General features: G+C 70.8%; 28 protein-coding genes and 1 pseudogene. 20 read left to right on the top strand and 9 right to left on the bottom strand.

The window, feature by feature from the left end; all coding sequences use genetic code 11:
- Positions 1-138: 138 nt before the first annotated feature.
- From AB0I89_RS15215 to AB0I89_RS15205, 3 genes are all read left to right on the top strand, one after another.
- Positions 139-1,881: an ABC transporter substrate-binding protein gene (locus AB0I89_RS15215; RefSeq protein ID WP_357126084.1), complete on the top strand. Its 1,743-nt coding sequence runs from the start codon at positions 139-141 to the stop codon at positions 1,879-1,881.
- Between the two features lie 310 nt (positions 1,882-2,191).
- Positions 2,192-2,491: a hypothetical protein gene (locus tag AB0I89_RS15210; protein ID WP_357126081.1), complete on the top strand. Its 300-nt coding sequence runs from the start codon at positions 2,192-2,194 to the stop codon at positions 2,489-2,491.
- Between the two features lie 39 nt (positions 2,492-2,530).
- Positions 2,531-3,217: a uridylate kinase gene (locus AB0I89_RS15205; RefSeq protein WP_357126078.1), complete on the top strand. Its 687-nt coding sequence runs from the start codon at positions 2,531-2,533 to the stop codon at positions 3,215-3,217.
- Between the two features lie 130 nt (positions 3,218-3,347).
- Here the strand turns inward: AB0I89_RS15205 and AB0I89_RS15200 are convergent, their stop codons facing one another.
- A complete protein-coding gene (locus tag AB0I89_RS15200) occupies positions 3,348-4,112 on the bottom strand; it encodes a DUF427 domain-containing protein (protein WP_357126075.1) in 765 nt (254 codons plus the stop codon).
- 294 nt (positions 4,113-4,406) lie between these two features.
- Here AB0I89_RS15200 and AB0I89_RS15195 point away from each other — a divergent pair, with 294 nt between their 5' ends.
- The 3 genes from AB0I89_RS15195 (at position 4,407) to AB0I89_RS15185 (ending at position 6,406) form a co-directional block, all read left to right on the top strand.
- Complete coding sequence (locus AB0I89_RS15195; protein ID WP_357126565.1) at positions 4,407-4,931, top strand: YfbM family protein; 525 nt, start codon at positions 4,407-4,409, stop codon at positions 4,929-4,931.
- Positions 4,932-5,013: 82 nt separating this feature from the next.
- A complete protein-coding gene (locus AB0I89_RS15190) occupies positions 5,014-5,670 on the top strand; it encodes an ATP-binding protein (RefSeq protein WP_357126072.1) in 657 nt (218 codons plus the stop codon).
- A 310-nt stretch (positions 5,671-5,980) separates the two neighbouring features.
- On the top strand, positions 5,981-6,406 hold the full coding sequence (locus AB0I89_RS15185; RefSeq protein ID WP_357126069.1) for an NUDIX hydrolase: 426 nt from the start codon (positions 5,981-5,983) through the stop codon (positions 6,404-6,406).
- 16 nt (positions 6,407-6,422) lie between these two features.
- On the opposite strand, the pseudogene AB0I89_RS15180 reads toward AB0I89_RS15185, so the two are convergent.
- Positions 6,423-6,614: pseudogene (locus AB0I89_RS15180) on the bottom strand (hypothetical protein); the annotation flags it as partial.
- Positions 6,615-6,667: 53 nt separating this feature from the next.
- Here AB0I89_RS15180 and AB0I89_RS15175 point away from each other — a divergent pair.
- Both AB0I89_RS15175 and AB0I89_RS15170 read left to right on the top strand, forming a co-directional pair.
- Positions 6,668-7,309: a hypothetical protein gene (locus AB0I89_RS15175; RefSeq protein WP_357126066.1), complete on the top strand. Its 642-nt coding sequence runs from the start codon at positions 6,668-6,670 to the stop codon at positions 7,307-7,309.
- A 132-nt stretch (positions 7,310-7,441) separates the two neighbouring features.
- Complete coding sequence (locus tag AB0I89_RS15170) at positions 7,442-7,816, top strand: DUF805 domain-containing protein (RefSeq protein WP_357126063.1); 375 nt, start codon at positions 7,442-7,444, stop codon at positions 7,814-7,816.
- A gap of 105 nt (positions 7,817-7,921) precedes the next feature.
- Here the strand turns inward: AB0I89_RS15170 and AB0I89_RS15165 are convergent, their stop codons facing one another.
- Both AB0I89_RS15165 and AB0I89_RS15160 read right to left on the bottom strand, forming a co-directional pair.
- A complete protein-coding gene (locus tag AB0I89_RS15165) occupies positions 7,922-8,842 on the bottom strand; it encodes an alpha/beta hydrolase (RefSeq protein ID WP_357126060.1) in 921 nt (306 codons plus the stop codon).
- A 113-nt stretch (positions 8,843-8,955) separates the two neighbouring features.
- Entirely contained in the window at positions 8,956-11,100 is a 2,145-nt protein-coding gene (locus AB0I89_RS15160) for a prolyl oligopeptidase family serine peptidase (RefSeq protein WP_357126057.1), read from the bottom strand.
- An 87-nt stretch (positions 11,101-11,187) separates the two neighbouring features.
- Here AB0I89_RS15160 and mshB point away from each other — a divergent pair, with 87 nt between their 5' ends.
- The 3 genes from mshB (at position 11,188) to AB0I89_RS15145 (ending at position 13,114) form a co-directional block, all read left to right on the top strand.
- Positions 11,188-12,114 (top strand): N-acetyl-1-D-myo-inositol-2-amino-2-deoxy-alpha-D-glucopyranoside deacetylase, encoded by a 927-nt coding sequence (gene mshB, locus AB0I89_RS15155; RefSeq protein ID WP_357126054.1) that lies wholly within the window; start codon positions 11,188-11,190, stop codon positions 12,112-12,114.
- 17 nt (positions 12,115-12,131) lie between these two features.
- On the top strand, positions 12,132-12,569 hold the full coding sequence (locus tag AB0I89_RS15150; protein WP_357126051.1) for a hypothetical protein: 438 nt from the start codon (positions 12,132-12,134) through the stop codon (positions 12,567-12,569).
- An 80-nt stretch (positions 12,570-12,649) separates the two neighbouring features.
- Positions 12,650-13,114, top strand: a complete 465-nt coding sequence (locus AB0I89_RS15145; RefSeq protein ID WP_357126049.1) for a hypothetical protein — start codon at positions 12,650-12,652, stop codon at positions 13,112-13,114.
- 116 nt (positions 13,115-13,230) lie between these two features.
- Here the strand turns inward: AB0I89_RS15145 and AB0I89_RS15140 are convergent, their stop codons facing one another.
- Positions 13,231-14,187: a GNAT family N-acetyltransferase gene (locus AB0I89_RS15140; RefSeq protein WP_357126046.1), complete on the bottom strand. Its 957-nt coding sequence runs from the start codon at positions 14,185-14,187 to the stop codon at positions 13,231-13,233.
- A 79-nt stretch (positions 14,188-14,266) separates the two neighbouring features.
- Between AB0I89_RS15140 and fdxA the strand changes: the two genes are divergently transcribed.
- The 5 genes from fdxA (at position 14,267) to AB0I89_RS15115 (ending at position 18,323) form a co-directional block, all read left to right on the top strand.
- Complete coding sequence (fdxA, locus tag AB0I89_RS15135; protein ID WP_007464872.1) at positions 14,267-14,593, top strand: ferredoxin; 327 nt, start codon at positions 14,267-14,269, stop codon at positions 14,591-14,593.
- Positions 14,590-15,696 carry a succinyldiaminopimelate transaminase gene (dapC, locus tag AB0I89_RS15130; protein ID WP_357126562.1) on the top strand — a complete coding sequence of 369 codons (1,107 nt, stop codon included), beginning with the start codon at positions 14,590-14,592 and terminating at the stop codon, positions 15,694-15,696. The genes fdxA and dapC overlap by 4 nt, the downstream gene beginning before the upstream one ends.
- Before the next feature lie 15 nt (positions 15,697-15,711).
- Positions 15,712-16,863 (top strand): prephenate dehydrogenase/arogenate dehydrogenase family protein, encoded by a 1,152-nt coding sequence (locus AB0I89_RS15125; RefSeq protein WP_357126043.1) that lies wholly within the window; start codon positions 15,712-15,714, stop codon positions 16,861-16,863.
- 174 nt (positions 16,864-17,037) lie between these two features.
- The gene (locus AB0I89_RS15120) at positions 17,038-17,688 is read left to right on the top strand and encodes an SIMPL domain-containing protein (protein ID WP_357126039.1); all 651 of its coding nucleotides are present in this window, start codon (positions 17,038-17,040) and stop codon (positions 17,686-17,688) included.
- Positions 17,688-18,323 carry a nucleoside/nucleotide kinase family protein gene (locus AB0I89_RS15115; protein ID WP_357126036.1) on the top strand — a complete coding sequence of 212 codons (636 nt, stop codon included), beginning with the start codon at positions 17,688-17,690 and terminating at the stop codon, positions 18,321-18,323. The genes AB0I89_RS15120 and AB0I89_RS15115 overlap by 1 nt, the downstream gene beginning before the upstream one ends.
- A gap of 162 nt (positions 18,324-18,485) precedes the next feature.
- Here the strand turns inward: AB0I89_RS15115 and AB0I89_RS15110 are convergent, their stop codons facing one another.
- Both AB0I89_RS15110 and AB0I89_RS15105 read right to left on the bottom strand, forming a co-directional pair.
- Positions 18,486-18,725 carry a DapH/DapD/GlmU-related protein gene (locus AB0I89_RS15110; RefSeq protein ID WP_357126033.1) on the bottom strand — a complete coding sequence of 80 codons (240 nt, stop codon included), beginning with the start codon at positions 18,723-18,725 and terminating at the stop codon, positions 18,486-18,488.
- Between the two features lie 98 nt (positions 18,726-18,823).
- A complete protein-coding gene (locus AB0I89_RS15105; RefSeq protein ID WP_357126559.1) occupies positions 18,824-19,033 on the bottom strand; it encodes a maltose acetyltransferase domain-containing protein in 210 nt (69 codons plus the stop codon).
- A 105-nt stretch (positions 19,034-19,138) separates the two neighbouring features.
- Between AB0I89_RS15105 and AB0I89_RS15100 the strand changes: the two genes are divergently transcribed.
- Positions 19,139-22,540 (top strand): S8 family serine peptidase, encoded by a 3,402-nt coding sequence (locus tag AB0I89_RS15100; protein WP_357126030.1) that lies wholly within the window; start codon positions 19,139-19,141, stop codon positions 22,538-22,540.
- A gap of 51 nt (positions 22,541-22,591) precedes the next feature.
- Here AB0I89_RS15100 and dapD read toward each other — a convergent pair whose 3' ends face one another.
- On the bottom strand, positions 22,592-23,551 hold the full coding sequence (gene dapD / locus AB0I89_RS15095; RefSeq protein WP_357126026.1) for a 2,3,4,5-tetrahydropyridine-2,6-dicarboxylate N-succinyltransferase: 960 nt from the start codon (positions 23,549-23,551) through the stop codon (positions 22,592-22,594).
- Positions 23,552-23,629: 78 nt separating this feature from the next.
- Between dapD and dapE the strand changes: the two genes are divergently transcribed.
- Positions 23,630-24,703: a succinyl-diaminopimelate desuccinylase gene (gene dapE, locus AB0I89_RS15090; RefSeq protein WP_357126023.1), complete on the top strand. Its 1,074-nt coding sequence runs from the start codon at positions 23,630-23,632 to the stop codon at positions 24,701-24,703.
- A 62-nt stretch (positions 24,704-24,765) separates the two neighbouring features.
- Here dapE and AB0I89_RS15085 read toward each other — a convergent pair whose 3' ends face one another.
- Entirely contained in the window at positions 24,766-24,945 is a 180-nt protein-coding gene (locus AB0I89_RS15085; RefSeq protein WP_357126020.1) for a hypothetical protein, read from the bottom strand.
- A gap of 154 nt (positions 24,946-25,099) precedes the next feature.
- Between AB0I89_RS15085 and AB0I89_RS15080 the strand changes: the two genes are divergently transcribed.
- Together AB0I89_RS15080 and AB0I89_RS15075 are read left to right on the top strand one after the other, a co-directional pair.
- Complete coding sequence (locus AB0I89_RS15080) at positions 25,100-25,963, top strand: TIGR00730 family Rossman fold protein (RefSeq protein WP_357126017.1); 864 nt, start codon at positions 25,100-25,102, stop codon at positions 25,961-25,963.
- Entirely contained in the window at positions 25,963-26,508 is a 546-nt protein-coding gene (locus AB0I89_RS15075) for a TIGR00730 family Rossman fold protein (RefSeq protein ID WP_357126014.1), read from the top strand. The genes AB0I89_RS15080 and AB0I89_RS15075 overlap by 1 nt, the downstream gene beginning before the upstream one ends.
- Positions 26,509-26,546 lie beyond the last annotated feature (38 nt).

The following is a 26,546-nucleotide window of genomic DNA, read 5'->3' as shown; positions in this document are numbered from 1 at the left end:
CCGTGCCGCGCGTGGCTGCTGGCGGAATTTATCGACAACTGTTACACAACTTGTAGGTTTTCTTCCTTACGATCCTCGGGACGTCGGCGGTTCCCGCCCCGACGGAACCGCACGACACATGGGTGAAGGAGGTACTTCATGCGACCACGCGTGGCGGTTGCCGCAGGCGGCGCGATCGCTCTGGTTGTGACGTTGGGTGCGTGCTCGAAGAACACGGGCGAGGGCACCACGGTGGACAACAACCGGCAGCAGACCGGGGTCATCGCGACCGACCCCAAGGACTCGCAGGGGCCGGCGGCCGAGGTGAGCGGCGCCGCGAAGGGCGGCACCTTCACCATCATCCGGGAGTCGCCGATCTCCCACCTCGACCCGCAGCGGACGTACTCGTTCGCCGGCCTCATGACCAACCCGCTCTTCGCCCGCTACCTGACCACCTGGAAGGACGACGGCAAGGGTGGCCTGGTCCTCGTCGGTGACCTCGCCGAGACGCCGGGCAAGAACGTCAACAACGACTGCAAGGTCTGGGAATTCACCATCAAGGACGGGGTGAAGTTCGAGGACGGCCGGCCGATCACGTCCAAGGAGATCGCGTACGGCATCGCCCGCTCCTTCGACCCCGACCTCTCCGGCGGCCCGACCTATATCCAGGAGTGGCTGGCCGACACCCCGCAGTTCGACACCAAGTGGGACTTCAAGAAGAACAAGACGTCCCTGCCGCCCGGCCTCACCACGCCGGACGCGAAGACGCTGCGGTTCGAGTTCGCCAAGCCGCGCTGTGACCTGCCGTTCGCCGTGTCGCTGCCGACCACCGCGCCGCTGCCCCCGGACAAGGACACCGGCATCGACCTGGACAAGCAGCCGTTCTCGTCCGGCCCCTACAAGGTCGCCAAGAACCAGGTCGGCGTCCAGATCACGCTCGACCGCAACACCAACTGGGACCCGAACACCGACCCGGTCCGGCACCAGTACCCGGACCAGTTCGTCTGGAGCTTCGGCCCGACCGCGGACGCCGCCAACAACCGGGTCATCGCCGACAACGGCGCCGACCAGAGCGCGCTCGCCTTCAACGCCGTACCCGCCTCGCTGGTCGCCAAGGTGGCCGGGGACGCCACGCTGAAGTCGCGCAGCATCCTCTCGCCGACGCCGAGCGCCAACCAGCTCGTCATCAACAACCAGCGGGTCAAGGACCTCAAGATCCGGCAGGCGCTCAACTACGCCATCGACCGGGAGGGCATGGTCAAGGCGCTCGGCGGCCAGAACGTCGCCGCCCCGCTGACCACGCTGATGCCGCCGGCCACGATCGGCTACAAGGCGTACGAGGCGTACCCGGCGGGCCCCAACGGCGACGTCGCCAAGGCCAAGGAGCTGCTCGGCGGGCAGACTCCGGAGCTGGTCCTCGGTGTCGCCGACAACTCGACCGAGCAGCAGCAGGGCGCCCAGCTCAAGGCCAACCTGGAGCGCGCCGGCTTCAAGATCACGTTGCGGAACATCTCCGACGACGCGAAGCTCGACGAGATCAAGAAGAAGGACAACCCGTGGGACCTGTACATCGGTAACTGGGCGGCGGACTGGCCGAGCGGCGCGGCGATCCTGCCGGTGCTGTACGACGGCCGCAGCATCAAGGCCGAGGGCAACAGCAACCAGTCCTACTTCAACGACCCGACGATCAACGCCGAGATGGACCGGATCCTGGCGCTCGCCCCGTCCGAGCAGGGCCCGGAGTGGGCCAAGCTGGACGAGCGGATCATGAAGGAGCACGCGCCGGTGGTGCCGATGTACGTCGACGTGGCGTACCACGTGCACGGCTCCAAGGCCGGCGGCGTCTTCGTCTCCAGCGTGTTCGGCTACCCGGCGTTCGTCAACGCGTACGTCAAGCCGTAGCTCGTCGCAGGAGGGCCCTCTACCGACAATGCCGTCGGGAGGGGGCCTCTCCGTTTCCGCTGATCGGGTCACCGTCCGGTCGCAATCTGCGGACCTGTTCCCGCAGTGACGGCTGGCGGCGCGGCTGTGCCGCGTAGGAATGGCAATTCCCACTCGCGCACCGCCGTCGGCGGGTCGACGGACGTCCTGGTGCGGGCATGACGGCAACCGCCGGCGTCGTGGGTCGGCGTGGTCGCGGGTTGGTCGGTGCGGCAGCAGGGCAGTTGCGGCTGGGCCGCCAGGATGGTCCTTTCCGCGCGATGATGGCTATGTGAAGCCCATCTACCCGAATGACGGCAACGCCGATCCGGAGGCTGTGCCCAGCCTGTACCCCGATCCTGAAGATGCCGCCGACGCCGCGTCACTCACGGTTGACGTCGACGGAGAGTTGTTCGCTCTCCGCCCGAACGAGTGCAACGGCACCCACTACACGTGGCTCAGCGGGCCGAGGCCCGGCTACGGATTCGGCGTGGGTTCGGCTCCGGACCTGTCGCTGGAGGAGCACCGGAAGAACATCCGGGATTTCCTGGCCATGGTCGATTCCACCACCGGGCGCATCGAGGACGACTGACGTGAGGCTGTGGCTGCAGATCCGAGATTGCGAGTTGCGGTGAGTGAGGTACGGCCGGGGCCGCGCCGGGTGGAGCTGCTCGGCCGTCTCGCCGAGGCGGTCGGGTCCGTTGATGCCGCACACCCGGTACGGGTTGCCGTCGACGGTCCACCAGCCACCGGCAAGACCACCCTCGCCGACGAACTCGCCGCCGTCCTGCGGAGTCAGGGCCGCCAGGTCATCCGCGCGACGGTCGACGACTTCCTCTTTCCGCGGGCGCGACGCTATCCGCGCGGCGAGTACTCGGCCGAAGGCTGCTACTTCGACACCCACGACTGGGCGGCGCTGAACCGGGTTCTGCTCGATCCCCTCGGACCGGGCGGCGATCGGGGCTTCCAACCCGCGGTGTACGACCGCGCAACGGATACCGTGCTGTCCCCGCCGAGCAGGACGGCCCCCGCCGACGCCGTGCTGGTGTTCGACGGAGTCTTCCTCATGCGCCCGGAGCTGATCGATCGGTGGGAGCTGCGCATTCTCGTCTCCACGGCGATCGAGACGACGGTGGACCGTGCCGTGATCCGTGAGCGGCGGGTGTCATCCCGGGCGGAGGTCGAACGGCGCTGGCGGGAGCGTTACATCCCCGCCCAACAGCTCTACTTCGACACCGTGCGCCCGACCGATCACGTCGACTTTCTCGTGCACAATGACGAGCCGCAGAAGCCGGTCTGGGAGACCCGGGCACGCTGACCGGTTGGGAGCCGTGCTGACGCGACCGACACTGTTCCTGACGGTGGGGCTCCCGTGTACCGGATCGAGCGTGCTGGGCATCCGTACACCGGGAATCCGGTTCGACGCGGTGCCAGGGCGTGCGGTTGGTTCAGTGAAAGGGCGTTGCCGGCCGGCTCAGTCGCTCGCCGTCGACGAAGAGATCGACCTTTTCGTTGTAGAAGGCGATCAGGCCGGCGATCGGCAGGAGTGCGGCGGTCGGGAAGTCGTACGACCAGGCCAGGTCCGGGTGGGTCTGGTCATCGAGACGGACGGACCAGTAGTCGCTGGTCTGGCCCTTGTACGGGCAGGCGGTCCTCGTCGCCGACGCCACGAGGTGTGTGAAGTTCACGTCGGTCCGGTTGAGGTAATAGCGGGGCGGTAGACCGGTTTCGAAGACCATCACGGGCGATGTCGACTCGGCCAGGACGACCCCTTCCAGTTCCACCCTGACGCTGCGGGTGGAACGCACCGCGTCCACCCGCGAGAACGGGTTCCGGGGGTGCACGAAGACCTCTTCGTCCTCCTCGAACCAGGCATCCATGGCTGCCCAGTCGAACCGGATCGTGTTCGCCAACCCGGCCAGCGCGTCATCTCCGTACAACCGCCCGCACGAAGGACGGATCGTCTCGCCAACCTGCAGCCCGAGCAGCCGCGCGGTCCCGCGCCGGGACGCCTCGGTGTGCTGGCCCTCGATCAACAGGTTGCGATCCACGTCGTCGACGGGGATGTAGTACTGCGGGAAGAACGGCCATTCCCACACGTACAACGCCCGCGTGGTTTCGAGTACCTGCTCGCCGCCGAGGAACGCCCGGATCCGGCGAGGCACCGGCTCAATGTGGTCGACCGGGACGATCATCTTCGGATAATCCGACACGTTGTCCTCCCGTGATGTGACGGCCGGCTCGGCAGGCGCCGGTTCAACGGTCAGGGTGGCCCCCGCGTCGTCACATGCGTTTGTTGCAGAGACCGTAACCGATCTCGCCATTCGTGACGAGCCCTTCGCGGCAGAGGTTGTGGGGAGGGGCCCTTTGCCGTCTCGGCCCCTTGATCGACTCGATTTCCAGAAAATCGGGGTGTTCCGGCCGCCCCGACAGCCCACTTTCCTGGAACCCGAGGTGAGCCGGCGCGAGTCCTGTCGTAGCCGGGATCTAGGTTTGGCGGCGTGAGCATGAACGGCAACTGGTTGCGCGTCTCGCCAGACGAATTGGAGCGGGCCAAGGGGGACCTCGGCTGGGCCTACGAGCACGCCATGAGCGCGCGGGACGACAACTCCGGACGCTGGGCCGGCACCGACAAGGCGTGGCACGGGCTCGACTTCCTCCTCGACCGGCTCGGCTTCGAGGTTCCGCTGGTCCTCGGCGCGGAGAGCTTTGTGGAGCTGCCGGACGTCGAACCCGACAGCGACGAGATGTTCGACTTCCTGGAAAACCTCGAAGACGACTGGGGCTACGGGCCGCCCTCCTACCTCACCCCGTCGCAGGTGACGGTCGCGGCCTCGCACCTGGCCGCGCTCACCCAGGAGAACCTGATCGGGGGTGTCGACCCCCAGGAGTTGAAGTTGGCCGAGGTCTACCCACACACCTGGGAAGAGCCCGGCGAACTGGCGTGGGTGGCCCACTATCTGCCCGGCGTCCAGACCTTCTTCGCCGCGGCCGCAAGTGACGGCGACGCGGTGATCTGCTGGCTTGACTGAATTGTGCTCGGCTCTCCGGCGGACTTGTGCGAACCTGGCCTGAGGTCGACAGTCGGCGATGGCCCGGCCGGGGAAATCGGGTATGAGCGAGCAGGTGGAGCTTGAACAGCAGCACGCCGACGTCATCGTGCACAACGACGATCCCCGCTGCCAACCTGGCAGATCCGGGCATGCTGACCGGATGGCATCCGTGCTGACGCGACCGACACTGTTCCTGACGGTGGGGCTCCCGTGTACCGGAAAGACCACTGCCGCGCGCCGGATCGAGGTCGAGCAGAAGGCGCTTCGGCTGACCAAGGACGAGTGGGTGAAGGCCCTCTACGGGGTCGAGAATCGGCCTGCGGCCTCGGACGTGATCGAGGGACGACTCATCGAGATCGGGCTGCGCGCCCTCGAACTCGGCACCAATGTGGTGATCGACTTCGGCCTCTGGAGTCGGGACGAGCGTTCCGCCCTGCGGCAGGCCGCGGCCGACCTCGGCGCGCGGGTGGAGCTGCGCTACTTCGAACTCACCCCGGCCGAGCAGCGTGTGCGGCTGGATCAGCGCCAGGCGGACGCACCCCACACGACATGGCCGATGTCCAACGAGGAACTCGCCGACTGGGCCGCCCGCATGGACATCCCGACGCCAGGCGAACTCGACGGCTCCGAACCTGTCGACGACCCACCGGCCGGTTTCGCGACCTGGAACGACTGGCGCGCCGACCGCTGGCCGCCGAGTCGGCGCGATCTTCCCTGATCGCCCCAGCAACGACGCCGACGGTGCTGCCTGCAGAGCCCCTGAGGCAGCAACAACCCTGATGTTGCTGTGTGCCGAGCCTCTGAAGCAGCAACAGCGGTGATGTTGCTGTGTGCCGAGCCTCTGAAGCAGCAACAACCCTGATGTTGCTGCCTGCGGAGACCCTGAGGCAGCAACATCGGGGATGTTGTGAGGATCTTGGCGCGGCGCGGCGCGGCGCGGCGCGGGGCGGGGCGGGGCGGGGCGGCGCGGGGCGCGGGGCGCGGGGCGCGGGGCATCGCTGAGCCGCGACAGGCGGCACGATATGGCCGTGTCGAACACCGTGGACAGCTCTGCCAAGGCACGCATCGTCGCCGGCCTGTTGCGCGACGGGAACCGGGTGCTGCTGTGTCACCGCTCTCCGCGGCGTCGGTGGTACCCCGACGTCTGGGACATGCCCGGCGGGCATGTCGAGCCCGGGGAACTACCGGGCGAGGCGCTCGCCCGGGAGCTTCGGGAGGAGGTGGGCATCGACATCACGGCACCCTCGGCGTCTCCGATGCACGAGGTGCACACCGACACGTTCGACATGCAGATCTGGCTGGTCGAGGCGTGGCAGGGGTCCCCGGTCAACGCCGCGCCCGACGAACACGACGCCATCGGCTGGTTCACCGAAGACGAGCTCGGCGGACTGTGCCTGGCCCACGACAGCTACCTCGCCCTGTTCAGCAGAGCGCTCGCCAAGCCTCGCGCCTGACCACAAGAGGGCAGCCCTATTCGGGTGACGTGTTGTACCGGTCGAGCGTCGCCTTCGAGGTGGAGGCATCGCGAAAGGTCAGTTCCCATGGGCCGGTGTTGACGTCCATGTCCTTGCCGAATCCGACCCATTTTCCGGCCATCCGCCTGCCCGTCGGTTCCACCAGAAGCTGGATGGCGCCGTGGTAACGGGCTCCGCGGTAGTAGCCGGCGGGATCGGTCTGTTCCACGGTCACCGCGTTAGGCACTACAGTGCTCGGCTGTGCGCTCGACCGACATCCTCGAACAGCTCGACGCCGCAGCCGAAGAGTTCCGGTTTCCGGACCTCGACAATGGCTACTCCTACGCCGTCGACGCTCGGCTGCACGGATATCGGGACGCGGGGCGATGGGCTCTCATCGTCGAGACGATCGGCTACTCGCCACGGGCCGGCAACCTCACCGACGTGCTCTTCGTGTTCGGCAACTGCCTGACCAGCGGCGAACCTGGCACCGACAACGGCGACTTTCTCGATCGGGTCGACAACTGGGACGAGATAGAGGATTCGGAGGAGCCGGAGACCTACCGGGGAGGGCCCTTGGTGCTTCGCGGTCAGGACATCGCCGTTGCCGCCGAATCAGGTGAGGATCTCATCGACGTACTGCGTCGGCTTGTTCCGCGTCACCGCGAGCTTCTCCTGGCGGACGAACGGGAACTGCGACGCCGAGTCCCCGTCGACCTGCCCGAGGTTCTGCGGCTGGACGAATGGCACCACCCTGACCTGGCCGGTGGCTCACGTCCGAGCCAGTCCGAGACGTTCCGCCAGATCGCCGATGTCCTGGCGACCGGCGATCGCACGCTCTACGCGCCGAGAGCGCACCCGAACACACACTGGTCCCACTGGCCGGAGTCGGGGAGCCTGTAGCCGCCGATACCGCCGACAGTCAGGCGCTGTAGCTACCGCTATCCGGCCGCTCGGCCGTTGCCCCCGCCAGATCGATCTGCTTGGCTGCCTCCGCGTTGAGCTTGCAAGCCCCTCACCCAACGGGAGATAGCTGTGTCCTTCAATGCCGCGATCAAATCGGTTCTCAGTCAGTACGTCGGCTTCGCGGGTCGGGCCCGCCGGTCCGAGTACTGGTGGTTCGCCCTGTTCACTGTCCTTGTCAGCATTGTCACCTCCGTCCTGGACAGCGCGCTGGGACTGAACTTCGTGGACGGTTCGTCGAGCGGCTTCATCGGCCTCGTCGTCTCCCTGGCGCTGCTGCTGCCGACGCTGGCCGTCGCGGTACGACGCCTGCACGACACCGACAAGACGGGGTGGTGGCTGCTGATCGCCCTGATCCCGCTCATCGGCGCCATCGTCCTGATCGTGTTCTTCGTGCAGGACAGCACGCCGGGTGCGAACCGTTTCGGCCCCAGCCCCAAGGGCTGACCGCAGTCCGCGCCACCACCCGCGCGGATCCACTGCTGAGCGGGCAGGGCCCCTTTTAGACAGCGCTGTCTAAAAGGGGCCCTGCGGCGTCGTCACCACTGCGGGTCAGGAGCGACCGATCGAGCGGTCGAGGAAGTCGTGGATCATCGGCGCGGCGACGTCGAGCTTGTCCTCCAGCAGGAAGTGGCCGGTGTCGATCAGGTGGAACTCGGCCGACGGCAGGTCACGCTGATAGGGGTGGGCGCCATCGGGCGGGAAGACGATGTCGTTCTTGCCCCAGATCACCAGCGTCGGTGGCTGGTGGTCGCGGAAGAAGGCCTGGAACTCGGGGTACAGCGCGACGTTGCTGCCGTAGTCGTAGAACAGGTCGAGTTGGATGTCCGCGTTCCCGGGGCGGGCGAGCTGCGTCTCGTCGTGGATCCACCGGTCGGGGTCGAGCCGGCTGAGGTCCCGCACCCCCTGGGTGTACTGCGACCGCACCGCGTCGGAACTGAGGATGAACGCGATCGCCTGTCGGCGTTCGTCGGTCTTCTCCGCCCAGTAGGCCTTGATCGGATTCCAGAATTCGCTCAGGCCCTCCTCGTACGCGTTGCCGTTCTGCACGATGAGCGCGCTGATCCGCTCGGGCCCTTTGAGGGCCAGCCGGTATCCGGTCGGCGCTCCGTAGTCGAAACAGTAGAGCGCGTAACGGTCCACGCCGAGCTGGTCGATCAGGCCGTGCATCAGGTCGGCGAAGTTGGCGAACGTGTAGTCGAACGTCGACCGGTCCGGGCTGGCGCTGTGGCCGAAACCCGGGAGGTCCGGCGCGATCACCCGGTACCGGTCCGCGAGCAGGGGAATCAGGTGGCGGAACTGCGAGGACGCCGTGGGAAAGCCGTGTAGCAGCAGGACCGCGGGACCGTCGGCCGGCCCGGCCTCGCGGTAGAAGATGTCGATCCCGTTCACGGTCGCGGTTCGGAAGTGTGTGACGGGAAATTCGCCCTCCTGGACGGCGGCGACCGAGGGTTTCTGGGCGATGCCAACCATCCTGGATTCCTTTCGGGATAGCGAAACGCGGTATCACCCCGGAAATTGCGCCGTCGGGTCCCGCCTTCGATCAGCATGGCATGCGGCCGTGGGCTCGATGTGCGGAATGCCGCTCAGCGCAGATGCGTACGCAGGAATTCCAGTTCCAGCGGGAGCAGCCGCTCGGCGGTGCCGTTCGCGGCCATGTGGGTGGCGCCGGTCAGCGGCAGCACGGCGTGCGGCCGGCCGGTGGACAGCAGCGCCGCCGACAGCCGCAGCGTGTGCGCGGCCACCACGTTGTCGTCGACCAGGCCGTGCACCAGCAGCAACGGGCGGGCCTGGTCCGGACCGGTGACCGGCTCGGCGGCCAACTCGATGAGCGAGTGGTGCGCGTACACGTCCATGCCGTCCTCCGGCAGGCCGAGATACCGCTCGGTGTACGCGGTGTCGTACAACGCCCAGTCGGTCACCGGGGCGCCGGCGATGCCGCACTTGAACAGCTCCGGGTGACGCAGCACCGCCAACCCGGCCAGCCACCCGCCGAACGACCAGCCGCGGATGGCCACCCGACCGAGGTCCAGGTCCGGGTGCTTGCCGGCGAGCGCGGTCAGCGCGTCGATCTGGTCGGTCAGGATCACGTCGGCCAGCCGTCGGTGGATCGCCTTCTCGAACGAGGGGGCCACTCCCGGCGTACCCCGGTTGTCGATCGTGACCACGGCGAACCCGGCGTCGGCCCACCACTGCCGCTCCAACCACGCGGCCCGCGCCGCCACCACCTCCTGGTGCCCCGGGCCGCCGTAGATGTCGAGCAGCACCGGTAGCCGCCGGCCGGTCACGTGGTTGTCCGGGTAGAGCACCGCCGCCGGCAACCGCCGGTCGGTCACCCGTTCCAGCAGCGGCAGCGGCGAGTACGGCGGCTCGGCGGCCAACGACCGCAGCTCGGTCAGCTCCTGGCCGCCGCGCGACACGGTCCAGCGCACCCCGGCGTGGTCCAGCGACGCCGTCCCGACCACCAGCACGTCCCCGCCGACAGCAGCGGTGTGCCAGCCCGAGTCGGTGGTGATACGCCGGGCGTCCACCCCGCCGCCAATCGTCGTACGGACCCGGAACAGGTGCCGCTCGCTGGGCTCGCCGTCGCTCGCCTCCACCAGCAGGTCGGCGGGACCGCTGACGGCCGGCAGTCGACCGACGACCCGCCGCACGTACAGCGAGGGTGGGGTGAGCAGCGTGCCGTCGGCGAACAGGCACCGCGCGTCGTACCCGTCGTGGGCCAACTCGCCCCCGACCAGCACCCGGCCGTCGGGCAGGTGCGCCGGGGTACCCGCGATCGGCTCCACCCAGCGCGGGTCGGCCAGCTCGGCGTGCACCTGCGTCTCACCGGTACGAGGATCCACCGCGAGGACCAGCCCGTGCTGCTGCGAGCGGCGCAGCACGGTGATCAGCGGACTGCCCTCACCCCAGCTCACCCCGGTCAGGTACGGGTAGGTCTCCCGGTCCCAGTGCACGTCGACCCAGCCGTCGTCGAGGTCCAGCAGGTGCAGGCTCACTTCGGCGTTGGGGCCGCCGGCCCGGGGGTACGCGACGGCGGTCGGCGGACTGCCTGGCTCGGCCGGGTCGTGCAGGTGCCAGCGGTCCAGCCGGGACTCGTCCACGCGGGCGGCAAGCACCATGCGCCCGTCCGGGGCCCACCAGTAGCCCCGGTACCGGCCGAACTCCTCGGCCGCGATGTGCTCGGCCAACCCCCAGCTCACGCCCGCGTCCTCGCCGGCCAGCAGCGTGTCGGCGCCGTCGGCGTCGATCACCCGCAGCTCACCCCGGCGTACCCCCTCGGCCGCGTCGGTCACGTAGGCCAGGCGCTCGCCGGTCGGATCGGGTCGAGGGTCCAGCACCGGACCGACGGTGGCCACCTCCACCACGTCGCCGTGCACCAGATCCGCCCGGAACAGGCGGCCGGCCAGCGCGAACACGGCCACCCGGCCGACGGCGTCCAACGCGTACGAGCCGATGCCGGCGGCGCTGAGCCGGAGCCGTTCCCGCAGCGCCCGCTCGCCGGGGGTGAGCGCCCGGACGTCGCCGTCGTCGCCCAGCAGGGCCGCCGGGTCGGCCACGAGCTGTTCCTCGCCGGTCGCCACGTCCAGCAGCCAGAGCGCGTCCGCCGGATCCTCCGGACCGGCCGAGCGCAGGAAGATCACCCGGGAGCCGTCCGCGGCCACGGAGACAGCCCGGGGCGCGCCGTGGCTGAACCGGCGGGTACGGGCGGCCAGCTCCGGAAAGTCCACAGGCCAAATCGTAGAGCCGCGCCGGGCGTGATGTGGCCGACCTGGGCGGACGCGTCCAACGACTCCCGGACCGTACCGCCGGTTAGAGTGACCGTCGTGACGACGCTGCCCGACCGCCGCCTGCTGCTGGTCCACGCGCACCCTGACGACGAGTCGATCGGCACCGGCTCGACCATGGCCCACTACGCCGCCGCCGGCGCGCACGTCACGTTGGTGACCTGCACGCTCGGCGAGGAGGGCGAGATCCACGTACCGGCGCTCGCGCAGCTCGCCGCCGCCGAGGCCGACCAGCTCGGCGGGTACCGGATCGCGGAGCTGGCGGCCGCCTGCGCGGCGCTCGGCGTCGCCGACCACCGTTTCCTGGGCGGCGCCGGTCGTTACCGCGACTCGGGGATGATGGGCCTCGCGACGAACGAGCACCCCCGGGCCTTCTGGCAGGCCGACCTCGACGAGGCCGCCGGGCACCTGGTGGAGATCATGCGAGAGGTACGTCCGCAGGTGCTGGTCACCTACGACCCGAACGGCTTCTACGGCCACCCCGACCACATCCAGGCACACCGGGTGGCGATGCGCGCCGTCGAGCTGGCCGCTCTCGAGGGCTGCGCCCCGGCCAAGGTCTACTGGACGGCCATGCCGCTCAGCGTGCTGGAGGCCGGCATGTCGCACTTCGCCGAATCTTCGGACAATCCGTTCGCCGGCATCCAGGACCTGGCCGAGCTGCCCTTCGGCACTCCGGACGAGCAGATCGCCGCCCGGATCGACGGCACCGACCAGCACGCGGCCAAGGAGGCGGCGATGCGGGCACACGGCACCCAGATCCCGGCCACCTCGTGGCTCTACTCGATCGCGGGCAACTTCGGCGGCGAGTTCATGGGTGTGGAGTTCTTCACCCTCGCCGTCGGCGCGAAGGGGCCGGGTTTCGGCCCGTACGGCTGGGAGGACGACCTCTTCGCCGGGCTGCCGGACGTGGCCGACGCGGACCGCTCCCCGGTCGCGGCGGCCGGTCTCCGGTGACGTTGCCCGCCGCGCCGATGTCGGTCGTGAACGATGAGGACGCCCCGCCGCCGGCGGGGCCGCCGCCGCGTCTGCTGGACCTGGGCCTACGGGTGGCCGGCGCGATCGTCGTGGTGGTGGCCGGTGTGGTGACGGGGGTGTTGGAGCTGCTACTCGCCACCGTCCGGGTCGGCGGGCAGCTCATCGGCTTCTCGGCGCTGCTCGCCGTCGGCGCGAACATCCTGCTGAGCTGGTTCGCGCACGAGACGGTCGGCCGTCGCTGGGCGGTGGCGCTGCCGGCGGTGCCGTGGTTCGCCCTGATGGCGGTGGCGGCCATCCGCACCACCGAGGGCGACCTGCTGCTGGCCGGCGACAACTGGGTCGGCCTGGCGATGATCGTGGCCGGCGCGATGACGTTCGCCGTGATGGGCTTCCGGCAGGTCCTCGCCCCGCCGTCCACCCTCGGCGGCTGGTGACGTCACACAGCTACGAGTGGTAGATATTCCTGCCAGGGAAGCGGCCCCGCGACGAGGGGCGTACGGCAGGAGGTCGTGCGATGGACAGACGGTGGCGTGATGTCGGGGTGCTCGCGGGAGCGTTGTTCGCGGTCAACGTGGTTGCCCGGCTGATCACCCGATTCGGTTTCGACGGCGACGATGCTGCGGCCGACCGGGTCACACTGGTGATGTTCGTGGTGATCGGGTTGACCCTGGCCGTGGTCGCCTTCCGCTGGGGACGCGCCCGGCCGCTGGCCGTCTGGGCGGGCGACGTGACGGTCGTGGTGTTGATCGCCATGGTCCTGACCGTGTTGGTCGGGCCGCTGCTCGTCGGCCACAGCCCGTTCGCCGGTGGCGCGGGGACGTTCTTCGCCCAGATCTGGCTCTACCTGCTCGCCACCGGCCTCGGCGCGCTGGGCGGCTACCTGGTGGCGACCGCCCTCGGTCTCGACCACCGCTCGCAGCAGCTCAAGCGGTACGCCGAGGTCAAGGCCGCCAAGCCCCGCCGGGTAGTCCGCCGCTGACGCCCTCGCGCCTCGCGCCAGCCAGAACCTCGCGCCGATCTTGCACTTTCGGTTGTCGATATGAGGGCAGATGCCCTTTATGTCGCCGCAGAAAGTGCAAGATCGACGAGCGGGGGTCAGCTCGGGGCGACGCGCGTCAGGTAGGTGTGGTGGGTGGTGAAGCCCAGCGTTCGGTAGAGGGCGATGGCTGGCGTGTTGCGCTGCTCCACCTGGAGGAACGCGTGGGTCGCGCCCGCCGATCCGCCCCAGGCGGCCAGCGCGCCGATCACGTGGCGGGCCAGCCCCTGCCGGCGGGCGGCCGGCACCACCTCGATCAGGCTGAGGCCCAGCCATCGGCCCTGGCCGGTCACCGTTGCCCGGCCGATGGCCGCCAGCGCGCCGTCGACGTACCCGTGGGCGAAGCGGACCTGGTCCACGGCGGTGAGCACGTGCCGGGCGGCATCCGGTAGGCCGCCCTTGCGGCCGGCCGCGATGGCGAGCCAGTCCTCGCTCGGCGCGGTCACCACCTCGACGACCGCGGCGCCCGGCCCACCGAGCGCGAGGGCGTCGAGGGGCAGGGGCGTAGTCTGGACGAGGGTCGGTGGGCGGGTGGTCCAACCGCGCTCGTCCAGCTCGGCGCCGACCGGCGCGGCGAGCGGCAGCGGCGTGTTGATCATCGCGGGCTGACCCCGTTCGGCGTACCAGCGCTCGACCGCGTCCACGGCCGCCGGCAACGGCCGGTCGGGATCGCCGATGGGCAGGGCCGAGTTGGCCCGGCCGGTCCAGCCCTCGGCCGAGCGCAGCAGCCAGTCACCGAGTCGGCCTCGGGTCGGGGCGGGCCACGCCTCGTTGGCGGCCCGTTCCAGCGCCACCACCGCCGCGGCCGTCGGCCGGCGGGTCGGCGGTACCCGCTTCGCCCGGTGCACCTGCGCCACCGGGACGCGCAGCGGACCTTGCGCCGTGGCGAGGGTGAGATGAGTCTCGCTCAGCTCGACCAGCTCGCCGAGGGCGTCGCTGAACAGCGGGCGGCCTTCGCGAATCCCCACAATCCGCCGGACTACGATCCGATGTCCCACATCCTGCTGTCGGAGCACGATCGACCCCCTCCCCGGCGAGATACTAGGCTCTTACCGTCGCGGGAGATCGCGGCGCGTCTTGCGGAGGAGAAGACCGGTGACCTACATCATCGCCGAGCCGTGCGTGGATGTGCTCGACAAGGCATGCATCGAGGAATGCCCGGTCGACTGCATTTACGAGGGCAACCGGATGCTCTACATCCACCCCGACGAGTGCGTCGACTGTGGTGCCTGTGAGCCCGTCTGCCCGGTGGAGGCGATCTTCTACGAGGACGACGTCCCGGAGCAGTGGAAGGACTACACCGGCGCGAACTACGAGTTCTTCGAGGACCTGGGCTCGCCCGGAGGCGCCTCGAAGATTGGCAAGGTGGAGAAGGACGCGACCTTCGTCGCCGCGCAGCCGCCGCGCGGCGAGGGCCACTGAACCGGCCCGCGCCGGTCTCGGCACGGCTACCCGAGTTCACCTGGGACACCCTGGACGCCGCGGCCACCCTGGCCGCGGCGCATCCGGAGGGCCTGATCAACCTCTCCATGGGTACGCCGGTCGATCCGGTCCCGGCGGCGATCCGTCAGGCACTGGCTGACGCGTCCGACGCGCCGGGCTACCCGCTGACCGCCGGCACCCCGGCGCTCCGCGACGCGATCGCCGCATGGGTGGCCCGGGCCTGTGGCGCGGGCGTCGACGGTCTCGGTGTGCTGCCGACCATCGGCTCCAAGGAGCTGGTCGCCTGGCTGCCCACCCTGCTCGGCATCGGCCCGGGCGACGTGGTCGTCGTGCCGTCGATCGCCTACCCGACGTACGAGGACGGTGCCCGGCTGGCCGGCGCCACCGTGGTCCGCGCCGACTCGCTCACCTCGGTCGGGCCGACCTCGCGGGTCCGGTTGGTCTGGATCAACTCGCCCGGTAACCCGACCGGCCGGGTACTGCCCGCCGCGCACCTGCGCAAGGTCGTCGACTGGGCCCGGGAGCGTGGCGCGGTGGTCGCCAGCGACGAGTGTTACCTGCCGCTGGGCTGGTCGGCCGAGCCGGTCTCGGTGCTGTCCCCGCAGGTCTGCGGTGGCGACCACACCGGTGTGCTGGCCGTGCACTCGCTCTCCAAGCGGTCCAACCTCGCCGGTTACCGAGCCGGGTTCGTGGCCGGCGATCCGGCCCTCGTCGCCGAGCTGCTGAAGGTCCGTAAGCACGCCGGAATGATCGTGCCCGCCCCGGTGCAGGCCGCGATGGTGGCCGCCCTGCAGGACGAGGGGCACGCCGTCGAGCAGCGGGAGCGCTACCGTGCCCGGCGCGAGGTGCTGAGCGCCGCGTTCACCGAGGCCGGTTTCACGATCGAGCACTCGGAGGCGGGCCTCTACCTCTGGCTCACCCGCGACGAGGACTGCTGGCAGACCGTCGACTGGCTGGCCCGGCGCGGCATCCTGGTCGCGGCCGGCGCGTTCTACGGCCCCGCCGCTCAGCGGTACGTGCGGGTGGCGTTCACCGAGTCCGACGAGCACGTCGCCGCGGTCGCCGGTCGGCTGCGGGCCTGACCGGGGCGTCCGGCGATGACCGACGGCAGGACCGTCCCGACGCCGGACGCCGGTACCGCCATGCCACCGGGTGACCAGCGCCGCGAGACGGGCGACCAGCGCCGCGAGGCCGCCGGGTCAGGCCCGGAGGTGGACGACCGGAAACCCGCGGCCGGCGGGGCGTACGCCCGGACGCGGGTGGCGGTCGTCGGCACCGGTCTGATCGGCGGTTCGGTGCTGTTGCGGCTGCGCGACGCGGGCCTCGACGTGGCGGGCTGGGATCCCGATCCGGCCACCCGGGAGCGCATGCGGTCGTGCGGTGTGTCGGCACCGGACGCCGTCGAGGAGGCGGTCGCCGGTCGGGATCTGGTCTTCCTCTGCGGTCCGTTGCCCACCCTTGCCCGGACGTTGGCGCAGGTGGCCGAGCTGACCGCGCCGGGTTGTGTGCTCACCGACGTGGGCAGCACCAAGGTCGAGGTGGCCGAGGCTGCCGACCGGCTCGGGCTCACCGAGCGTTTCGTACCCGGGCATCCGATGGCGGGCGCGGAGTCCGCCGGCCTGGCGGCGGCCTCCTCGACGCTGCTCGCCGGCGCCGCCTGGGTGCTCTGCCCGGCGCCGGGCGCGGCGACGCTCGCCTTCCGCTGGCTCGCCGGGCTCCTGGTGGAGTTGTTCGGCGCCCGGGTGGTGCCGATGTCCCCGGCCGCGCACGACTCGGTGGCCGCGCTCGCCTCGCACGTTCCACACCTGCTGGCCGGCGCGTTGGCCGGTGCGACGCAGCGGTCGCCGCTGCGTGACGCGGTGTTGGCGCTGGCCGCGGGCAGCTTCTCCGATGGCACCCGGGTCGCCGGGACGCCGGCCGAGCGGACGGCCAACATGCTGCTCGGCAACCGGGCGCGGGTGCTGGACGAGTTGGCCGAGGTGCGCGTACTCCTGGATGAGCTGGCGGACGCGTTGCGGTCCGCCGACGCGACGGGGTTGACCGCCCGGTACGCGCAGGCCGGTGCGGCGCGGTCGGCGCTGCGGAATCGGCGGTTCGCCGCGGCGGACCGGGAGTTCCCGGCCGACGGCGACCACACCGTCGAGGTGGCCTGGCTGCGCGAACTGGGTGTTGCCGGCGGCCATCTGACCGGCTGCCGGGTCGGTCCGGACGTCGTCTCCTACCCGGCACTGCTGCCGCTGGCTGATTAGGGCCTGTTTCATCAGGGCGGTCGAGCTGCGGCGGGCCCGGACGGCACCCGGCGGCGTTGCGGTGACGTCCGGATACCGGTGTTGTATCCGGACGTCACCGCGCCTTGCCGGATCGCCGCCCGGACTCCGCCTCGGCTCGACCGCCCTCATGAAACAGGCCCTAAGCTGACAGGCATGGCGACGGACGGCCCGGTGGTGCAGGTGCGCGGCGAGGCGACCCGGGAGGTGCCGCCCGAACTGGCCCGGTTCGCGGTGACCGTGACGGCCCGCGGCCGGGACCGGGAGGCGACGCTCACCCAGCTGGCCGAGGGGGCAGCCGCCGTCCGGGTGCTGCTGGACGGCTCCGAGCCGGCGGTGGCCCGACGGGAGACCGGCGACCTGTGGGTCCGGCCGCAGACCAAGCGCTCGGGTGAGCGTGTGGTGGGCTGGCTCGGCAGCGTCACCACCAACGTGACGGTCACCGACTTCACCGCGCTCGGTGAGCTGATGCTCCGGCTCGCCGACCAGGATCAGGTCCAGGTGTCCGGCCCCTGGTGGGAGCTGCGCCCGGACAGTCCGGCGTACCGCGAGGCGCGACACGCCGCGATCGGCGACGCGTTGCTGCGTGCCCGGGAGTACGCCGAGGCGTTGGGCGCCCGGGTCACCGCGCTCATCGAGCTGGCCGACTCCGGTCCGGCCGACCGGCCGATGTTCGCCCGCGCGGCGTTCGACGTCGGAGGCGGTGCCGGCGGTGGTGTTCCCGAGCTGGAGTTGGACCCGCAACCGCAGACCGTGCAGGCGGCGGTGCAGGCGCGGTTCACGATCAGCGAACCGGTGCTCGACTGATGCCGCCGGCCCGGGTGCTGGCCATCGACGAGCTGGTGGCGCGGGCACGGTCACTGGCCGACGCCGGCCCGCGGCAACTGCTCGGCATCACCGGGGCGCCCGGTGCGGGAAAGTCCACCCTGGCGGAGCGGATCGTCGCCGAGGTCGGGGCGAGCGCGCGGCTGGTGCCCATGGACGGCTTCCACCTGGCGCAGACGCAGCTGGAACGGTTGGGCCGCGCCGACCGCAAGGGCGCGATCGACACCTTCGACGCCAACGGGTACGTCTCGCTGCTGCGCCGGTTGCGCCGGCTGGAGCCGACCTCGGTGTACGCGCCGGAGTTCCGCCGAGAGGTGGAGGAGCCGGTGGCCGGGGCCATCGAGGTGCCGCCGTCGGTTCGCCTCGTGGTGACCGAGGGCAACTATCTGCTGGTGCCGGACTTTCCGTGGCAGGAGGTCCGGACGTTGCTGCACGAGGTGTGGTTCCTCGACCTGGACGCCGAGCTGCGCCAGGGCCGGTTGACCGCCCGGCACGAGGCGTACGGGCGTTCGCCGGAGGAGGCCCGGACCTGGGCGCTGGGCAGCGACGAGGCCAACGCGGCTCTCATCACCCCGACGGCCGTGCACGCCGACCTGGTGGTCCGCCTGCGGGACTAGGGCGTGTGTCGAAGCCCTTGGCCGGCCTGCGGCGGGCCCAGCCGACGGCCGGCGGCGTTGGAGATGGACCCGGATACAACACCGGTATCCGAGCCCATCTCCGCCTTGCCGGACCGCCGCCTGGACTCCGCCTCGGCTCGACCCAGGACTTCGACACACGCCCTAGTCGAGGTCGCGGACCGGTCGGGCCGGGTTGCCGACGGCGACGACGTTGGCGGGCAGGTCCCGGGTGACCACGGCGCCCGCGCCGACCACGGTGTTCGCGCCGACCGCGACCCCGGCCAGGACGATCGCGCCGCCGCCGAGCCAGGCGTTGTCGCCGATGGTGATCGGCTTCGCGGCCTCCCACTTGTCGCGGCGTGGGCCGGGCTGCACCGGGTGGGTCGGGGTGAGCAGTTGCACGTTCGGTCCGACCTGGACGTCCGCGCCGAGGGTGATCGGGGCGACGTCGAGGAAGACCGCGTGGTAGTTGACGAAGCTGCGCGGCCCGATCCGGATGTTCAGCCGTAGTCGCAGTAGAACGGCGGCCGGACCCAGGTGTCGTCGCCCAGGTCGCCGAGCAGGTCGCGCAGCGCCGCGAGCCGGGCCGCCGGGTCGGCCGCTGAGCTGGTGTTGAAGCGTTCCATCAGGCGGGCGGCCCGGTCCAGGTCGGCGACGAGTTCGGGGTCGTCGGCGAGGTAGGGCTCACCCGCCAGCATCCGGTCCTTCATGGAGGTCACCCGGTCGATGATGCCGGCGGGGCGCGGTGTCCCGTGGCAGGTTCGTCGTATTTTCGACTTCTTTCTGCATACTCGGTATGCAATTCTGGGTTGTCAATGCGACTCCTATCAATCAGGACGCACGACCAGGAGGAAACGTTGCACCAGGGAAGAAGATTGGCCGCTCTCGGTCTCGTGTCGGTGCTGGCGCTCGTCGCGCCGGCTCCCGTCTCAGCCGCGCCCGCCGCGCCCGCCGCACCGGGCGGCGCCGACCGACAGTCCACTGCGCTCGGAACCAGCCCCGAGCGCTCGACCACCGTCACGCTGATCACCGGTGACCGCGTCACCGTCACCGCATCCGGCGCCTCGGCCCAGCCCGGCCCCGGCCGTGCAGCTGTGCAGTTCCTGGTCCAGCGCGAGAGAGGACGCCTCTCGGTGCTGCCGACGGACGCGCTGCCGTTGCTGCGCTCGGGTCGGGTGGACCGGCGACTCTTCGACGTCACCGGGCTGATCGAGGCGGGTTACGACGACACCCACCGCAAGACGCTGCCGCTGCTGGTGTCGTACGGCTCGACGGACGCCGCCCGGCGAGCGCCGGCCACGCTGCCCGGCACCCGGGTGGTCCGCGACCTACCGGCGATCGACGGCGCCGCCCTCACCAGCGACAAGTCCTCCCTCGGCGCGGTCTGGGCGGCGGTCAGCACCGGCTCCAGCGCGGCTCGGCTCGGCGCGGCGGGGGGCGTCGAGCGGATCTGGTTGGACGGCCGTCGACGGGTGGCCCTCGACCACAGCGTGCCGCAGATCGGGGCGCCCGCCGCCTGGTCGGCCGGGTTCACCGGCAAGGGCGTGTCCGTGGCCGTGCTGGACACCGGCGTCGACGCGACCCACCCGGACCTGGCCGGCAAGGTGGCCGAGGCGCGCAACTTCACCGAGGTCGCCGACGCCCGGGACACCGTCGGCCACGGCACGCACGTGGCCTCGACCATCGCCGGTTCCGGCGCGGCCTCCGACGGCCGCTACCGGGGTGTGGCACCGGACGCGACGCTGCTGGACGGCAAGGTCTGTGAGGACCAGGGCTGCCCCGACTCGGCGATCCTCGCCGGCATGCAGTGGGCCGCCGTGGAGAAGAAGGCCGCCGTCATCAACATGAGCCTCGGCGGCTGGGACACGCCGGAGGTCGACCCGCTCGAAGAGGCGGTGCAGACCCTGACCGCGCAGACCGGCACGCTGTTCGTCCTCGCCGCGGGGAACGACGGCTCGGACGGCTCGGTCGGCTCCCCGGCCAGCGCCGACGCCGGGCTCGCCGTGGGCGCGGTGGATCGCGACGACGAGTTGGCTGACTTCTCCAGCCGGGGTCCCCGGGTCGGTGACGACGCGCTGAAGCCCGACATCACCGCACCCGGCGTCGACATCGTCGCCGCGAAGTCCGCCAACGGCGTCATCGGTGATCCGGTGGGGGACCGGTACGTCACGCTCTCCGGCACCTCGATGGCCACCCCGCACGTCGCCGGGTCGGCCGCGTTGCTGGCCCAGCAGCACCCGGGATGGCGGGCCGACCGGCTCAAGGCCACCCTGATGGCCGCCGCCAAGCCGCACCCGGAGCAGACCGCCTACCAGCAGGGCGCCGGGCGCGTCGATGTCGCCCACGCGATCACCCAGCAGATCACCACTGACCCGGTGAGCGTCTCGTTCGGGCGTACGCTCTGGCCGCACAACGACGACACCCCGGTCACCCGTACGGTGACCTGGCGTAACGACGGTCCGGCCCCGGTCACCGTGGACCTGAGCGTCGAGGGCGCCGGCCCGGGGGGTCGAGCGCTGCCGGCCGGTCTCTTCCAGTTGGGCGCCAGCCAGCTCACCGTACCGGCGGGTGGCACGGCCGCCACGACCGTCACCACGGACACCCGGATCGGCGACGCCGACGGCTACTGGACCGGCCGGATCGTGGCCCGCGCGGGGTCGGCCGTCGCCGTGACGCCGCTGGCCGTGAACCGGGAGGTGGAGAGCTACACGCTGACCGTGGAACACCTGAACCGCGCGGGCGCGCGTACCGCCGACCACTGGAGCACGCTGGTCGGGATGGACACCTTCGGCGCCTGGGACCTCTTCAGTTCCGACGGGGTGGCCACCGTGCGGGTGCCCAAGGGGCACTACGGCCTCAGCGGCCTGGTCTTCGAGCCGGGGCCGGAGGACGAGCAACGCGGGATGTCGTTGTTGATGCAGCCCGTGTTGACGATCGAGCGGGACACCCGGATCGTCGTGGATGCCCGCCGGGCCAAACCGGTCCGGACCACCATTCCGGACCGTAACGCCGCCCCGGAACTGATCGACGTCAGCGGCAACTTCACGGCTGCCGACGGCAGTGGGTACGGGATCGGACTCTGGGCGGACACCTTTACCGGTCTGACCAGCGGTCAGCTCGGCAAGACGGTCTCCGCCGACCAGTTCGTCTCCACCGTCAGCAGCCAGTGGATCAAGCCGGGCACGCCAGACAGCCCGTACCTGTACGCGCTGGCCGAAGCGATCCCCGGTCGGATGCCCACCGGGTTCGTCCGTGACTACCGCCGGAGCGACCTGGCCGCCGTCGTGCACCGGTTCCTCGGTGCCTACGCGGGCATGGACGCTGAGCGCTCCGTGTACCCCGTGTTGGAGTACAACGTCGGTGGCTCCACGCTGGTCCTGCCCACGAGCGTGCCCGGTCAGCGGGTCGAGTACTACAACACCCGGGGCGTGCAGTGGGAGTCGGACATCTACTTCGGCACCCGGGGCGAGGACGGCTGGCTGAACCCGCAGGCCGTGCTCCTCTCCGTCCCCACCGCGTACCGGGCCGGGCGGACGGTCCAGGAGATCTGGAACCAGGCGCCGTTCGGGCCGTCCTTCCCGAACCCGCGCTGGCCGTACCAGAGCGTCACCCGGGCCGGCGACACCATCGCGGTCGACCTGCCGATCTTCAGCGACGCGGCCGGTCACCCGGGCGGCTCGTTGAACGACAGCGAGCACACCAAGCTCTGGCGCGACGGCAAGCTGGTCGGCGAGAGCGAGTACGCCGGCTACGGGGAGTTCACCGTGCCGCCGGCCGCGGCGGACTACCGGCTCGTCACGTCGTCGAAGCGGAGCTTCACCGACCTGAGCACCGAGGTGGAATCGAGCTGGACCTTCCGGTCCCGGCACGTCGCCGGTGACACGCCGGCCCGCCTGCCGCTGATGGCGGTGCGCTTCGCGCCGCCGCTGCGCGTCGACGGCAGCGCTCCGGCCGGGCGGAGCTTCGTCGTACCGGTGCGGGTGCAGCGCCAGCCGGGCGCTCCGGCCTCCCCGGTGGAGGGGCTCACCGTCGACGTCTCGTACGACGGCGGGAAGACCTGGGACAAGGCGAAGCTGGTCCGTACCTCGGCCGATGGTTGGTCGGCACTGTTGCGGCATCCGGCCGGCAAGGGCCACGTGTCGCTGCGGGCCACCGCCCGGGACGCCGCCGGTAACACGGTGACGCAGCGGATCATCCAGGCCTACCGGTTGCGCTGAGGCGTACCCCCGTCGGGTCCGCGGCCGAGCGCCGCGGACCCGGCGGGTACGTCAGTCGTTGGCGTGCAGGGCGGCGTTCAACTCGATGCCGCGGCCGGTGCGCGGGCGGGCCTCCAGCGCGCCCGTCACCGAGTTGCGCCAGAACAGCAGGCCGTCGACGCCGGACAGCTCCCGGCCCTTGACCACCCGGCCGTCCGGCAGCGTGATCTTGGAGGCGGCGGTGATGTAGCAGCCGGCCTCGACCACGCAGTCGTCGCCGAGGGAGATGCCCACGCCCGCGTTCGCGCCGATCAGACTCCGCTCGCCGATGCTCACCTTCTCGGTGCCGCCGCCGGAGAGGGTGCCCATGATCGAGGCGCCACCGCCGATGTCGGAGCCGTCGCCGACCAGCACCCCCTGCACGATCCGCCCCTCCACCATCGAGGTGCCCACCGTGCCGGCGTTGAAGTTGACGAAGCCCTCGTGCATCACCGTCGTGCCGGCGGCCAGGTGGGCGCCGAGGCGCACCCGGTCGGCGTCGGCGATCCGCACACCCGAGGGCACCACGTAGTCGGTCATCCGGGGGAACTTGTCCACCCCGTACACCGACAGGTGGCGGCCCGCGGCCCGCTCGATCACCCGCAGCTCGTCCACCCGCTCCGGGGGGCACGGCCCGGCGGACGTCCAGGCCACGTTCGCCAGCTTGCCGAAGACGCCGTCGAGGTTGAGCTGGTTGGGCCGCACCAGGCGGTGGGAGAGCAGGTGCAACCGGAGGTACGCGTCGGAGGCGTCCTTGATGGGCTCGTCCAGCGAGCCGATCACGGTGACCACCTGCACGGTACGCAGACCGGGCAGCGGCCGGTCGCCCAACGCACCCGGCGGCAGGTCCAGCACGTCCGACTTGTCCTCGCCGGCGATCAGCGGCAGCTCACCCAGGCCCAGCTTGCCGGTCGGGTACCAGGTGTCGAGCACCTGCCCGTCGGCGGTGACGGTGGCCAGGCCGATGCCCCACGCGGAATCTGCGGACGTCACTGTTAACCCTCTCGGTCGCGGCCACGCCGGCCTCGGCTCGCTCCTCGCGCTGACAGACCTGAAGGTACCGTGCGAACCATGGAGAACCCGCTGACCCCCGAGGTCCTCGCCGATCCGGTGCAGCTGACCCGCGTACTGGTCGACATAGAGTCCGTGTCCCTCAACGAGAAGGCGATCGCCGACTGCGTGGAGGAGGTGCTGCGGGGCGTACCGCACCTGTCCACGCACCGGCACGGCAACACGGTGATGGCCCGTACCGACCTGGGCCGCTCGCAGCGCGTCGTGCTGGCCGGGCACCTCGACACGGTGCCGCTGAACAACAACTTCCCGTCGACCATGCGCGGCGACCTGATGTACGGCTGCGGAACCTCCGACATGAAGTCCGGCACCGCCTACGCGCTGCACCTGGCGGTGACGCTGCCCGAGCCGCGCTACGACGTGACGTACTTCTTCTACGAGGCCGAGGAGATCGAGTCCCGCTACAACGGGTTGAACCTGGTCGCCCAGGCGTTCCCGGAGTGGCTGGAGGCGGACTTCGCGGTGCTGCTGGAGCCGACGTACGGCATCGTCGAGGCGGGCTGCCAGGGCACCATGCGCTCAGTGGTCACCACCACCGGCGTACGCGCCCACTCGGCGCGCTCCTGGCACGGGGTCAACGCCATCCACGGCGCTGGGGAGGTGCTGCGCCGCCTCCAGACGTACGAGGCACGACGGGTCACCATCGACGGCTGCGACTACCGCGAGGGCATGAACGCGGTACGCATCAACGGTGGGGTGGCCGGCAACGTCATCCCGGACCTGTGCGAGGTCGAGGTCAACTACCGCTTCGCCCCCGACCGGACCCCGGCCGAGGCGGAGGCACACCTGCGTGAGGTGTTCGCCGGTTTCGAGGTGCGGGTCACCGACTCGATCGCGGGCGCCCCGCCCGGGCTCAGCGCCGCCCCGGCGAAGGAGTTCCTGGCGGCGGTCGGCGCCGCCCCGATCGGCAAGCTGGGTTGGACGGACGTGGCCCGGTTCGCGGCCATGGGGATTCCCGCGCTGAACTTCGGCCCGGGCGATCCGAACCTCGCCCACCACCCGGACGAGCACGTCGAGATCAGCAAGATCCGGGACGGCGCGGCGACGCTGCACCGCTGGCTCGCGCCGGCCTGACCCGGTCGGAATCGCTCAGGTCGGGCCGGTCGGCCCCGTTTCCGGCGATCAAGAGGTTCGCGTCAGCCTGGCCCGTTGTCGGCGGCGCGAACCTCTTGATCGGCTCCGGATCCCGTGGTGGTGGCGGCGGCGGGCGACAGGGCGGGGTCGAGATCGCGGGTGCGGCGGCGCTCGGCCACCACATCGTGGATCCGTCGCTGCATCTGTCGACGGATCCGGATCATCTCGCTGTTGCTGATCACGCTGTCTCCTCCCCCGAAGGCGCGCGCCGGGGCATACCCGGTATGTGAATAGTAAGACGTACGGGGAAGCCAAATAGTTGCCCTTGATCGCGAACTATTTCCCGGCGTCGGTAGCCCGCGCCCCCGAGGTGTGCGGCTCCACTACGGTTGCTGCATGAGCCAGAACAACGGGCGGGAGGCCGGCCGCAGCCCGGGGCGGGAGCGGCACCGGGGCGCCGTCACGCTGCGCCGGGGGGCGATCCCGAGCAGCACCGCCGACCAGCGGCTGCTGGACTCGCGCGGGCGCGAGGACTGGAAGACCAGGGACGCCTGGCGGGCGCTGCGGATCCTCTCCGAGTTCGTCGAGGGCTTCGACACCCTCGCCGACCTGCCGCCGGCCGTCAGCGTGTTCGGCTCGGCGCGCAGCGGTCCGGACACCGCCGAGTGCCGGCTGGCCGAGGAGGTGGGCGGCGCGCTGGCCCGCGCGGGCTACGCGGTGATCACCGGCGGCGGGCCGGGCGTGATGGAGGCCGCCAACCGGGGCGCCACCGAGGCCGGCGGGCTCTCCGTCGGGCTCGGCATCGAGCTTCCGTTCGAGCAGGGCATCAACGACTGGGTCGACCTGGCCATCGACTTCCGCTACTTCTTCGCCCGCAAGACCATGTTCGTCAAGTACGCCCAGGCGTTCGTGGTGCTGCCCGGTGGGTTCGGCACCATGGACGAGCTCTTCGAGGCGCTGACCCTGGTGCAGACCGGCAAGGTCACCCGGTTCCCGGTCGTGCTGATGGGGGTGGCCTACTGGCAGGGGCTGCTCGACTGGCTGCGCGACACGATGGCCGCCAGCGGCAAGATTGGCCCGGTCGACCTGGACCTGATCTGCCTCACCGACGACGTCAACGCCGCCGTCCGCCACATCGTCGAGGCCGAGGCGGCGCTCTCGGTCGAGCAGGACGCGGTCCGCGACGAGGCCGTGGCGCGTACCGGCGCCGACCAGCAGGCCGCCGCCGAGCAGGCCGCCGACCGGCCCCGGGAGAACTGATGGCGGCCGTCTGTGTCTTCTGCGCCTCCTCCCGTACCCTCGACCAACGCTGGCTCGACCTCGCCACCGAGACCGGTGCGGAGCTGGCCCGGCGCGGGCACACCCTGGTCAGCGGCGGTGGCTGCGTCGGCATGATGGGCGCGGTGGTCGACGGCGCCCGGTCCGCCGGTGGACGCACGGTGGGTGTCATCCCGCAGGCGCTCGTCGACCTGGAGGTCGCCGACCTGGCCTCGGACGAACTGCTGGTCACCGACTCGATGGCCGATCGCAAGACCCTGATGATCGACAGGTCGGACGCGTTCCTCGCCCTGCCCGGCGGCCTCGGCACGCTGGACGAGCTGTTCGAGGTCTGGACCACCGCCACCCTGGCGCTGCACGCCAAGCCGATGGTGCTGATCGACGCGGACGGCTTCTACCGCCCCCTGCTGGACTGGCTGCACACCATCACCGACCAGCGCTTCCTCAAACCGGCCGGCCTCGACCTGCTGACCGTGGTCACCACGGTCCCCGAGGCCCTGAAGGCGCTGGAGTCCCACCTACCCTGACTCCGGGCCACCTCGTCGGTCGTGAGGGTGGCGGCAGG

The organism is Micromonospora sp. NPDC049801 (genome assembly GCF_040656575.1).
Lineage (GTDB): Bacteria > Actinomycetota > Actinomycetes > Mycobacteriales > Micromonosporaceae > Micromonospora.
Note: the sequence above shows the minus strand (reverse complement) of the source record. Positions and strands in the feature narration are given on the sequence as shown.

Excerpts from the sequence above, each read along its gene's own strand:
- AB0I89_RS15150 (WP_357126051.1), top strand. The coding sequence starts at position 12,132 with ATGTCGGTCGTGAACGATGAGGACGCCCCGCCGCCGGCGGGGCCGCCG.
- dapE (WP_357126023.1), top strand. The coding sequence starts at position 23,630 with ATGGAGAACCCGCTGACCCCCGAGGTCCTCGCCGATCCGGTGCAGCTG.
- AB0I89_RS15120 (WP_357126039.1), top strand. The coding sequence starts at position 17,038 with ATGGCGACGGACGGCCCGGTGGTGCAGGTGCGCGGCGAGGCGACCCGG.
- AB0I89_RS15165 (WP_357126060.1), bottom strand. The coding sequence starts at position 8,842 with ATGGTTGGCATCGCCCAGAAACCCTCGGTCGCCGCCGTCCAGGAGGGC.
- AB0I89_RS15100 (WP_357126030.1), top strand. The coding sequence starts at position 19,139 with ATGCGACTCCTATCAATCAGGACGCACGACCAGGAGGAAACGTTGCAC.
- AB0I89_RS15075 (WP_357126014.1), top strand. The coding sequence starts at position 25,963 with ATGGCGGCCGTCTGTGTCTTCTGCGCCTCCTCCCGTACCCTCGACCAA.
- AB0I89_RS15195 (WP_357126565.1), top strand. The coding sequence starts at position 4,407 with ATGAACGGCAACTGGTTGCGCGTCTCGCCAGACGAATTGGAGCGGGCC.
- AB0I89_RS15215 (WP_357126084.1), top strand. The coding sequence starts at position 139 with ATGCGACCACGCGTGGCGGTTGCCGCAGGCGGCGCGATCGCTCTGGTT.
- AB0I89_RS15145 (WP_357126049.1), top strand. The coding sequence starts at position 12,650 with ATGGACAGACGGTGGCGTGATGTCGGGGTGCTCGCGGGAGCGTTGTTC.
- AB0I89_RS15190 (WP_357126072.1), top strand. The coding sequence starts at position 5,014 with ATGAGCGAGCAGGTGGAGCTTGAACAGCAGCACGCCGACGTCATCGTG.
- AB0I89_RS15080 (WP_357126017.1), top strand. The coding sequence starts at position 25,100 with ATGAGCCAGAACAACGGGCGGGAGGCCGGCCGCAGCCCGGGGCGGGAG.
- AB0I89_RS15105 (WP_357126559.1), bottom strand. The coding sequence starts at position 19,033 with ATGAAGGACCGGATGCTGGCGGGTGAGCCCTACCTCGCCGACGACCCC.
- AB0I89_RS15115 (WP_357126036.1), top strand. The coding sequence starts at position 17,688 with ATGCCGCCGGCCCGGGTGCTGGCCATCGACGAGCTGGTGGCGCGGGCA.
- AB0I89_RS15125 (WP_357126043.1), top strand. The coding sequence starts at position 15,712 with ATGACCGACGGCAGGACCGTCCCGACGCCGGACGCCGGTACCGCCATG.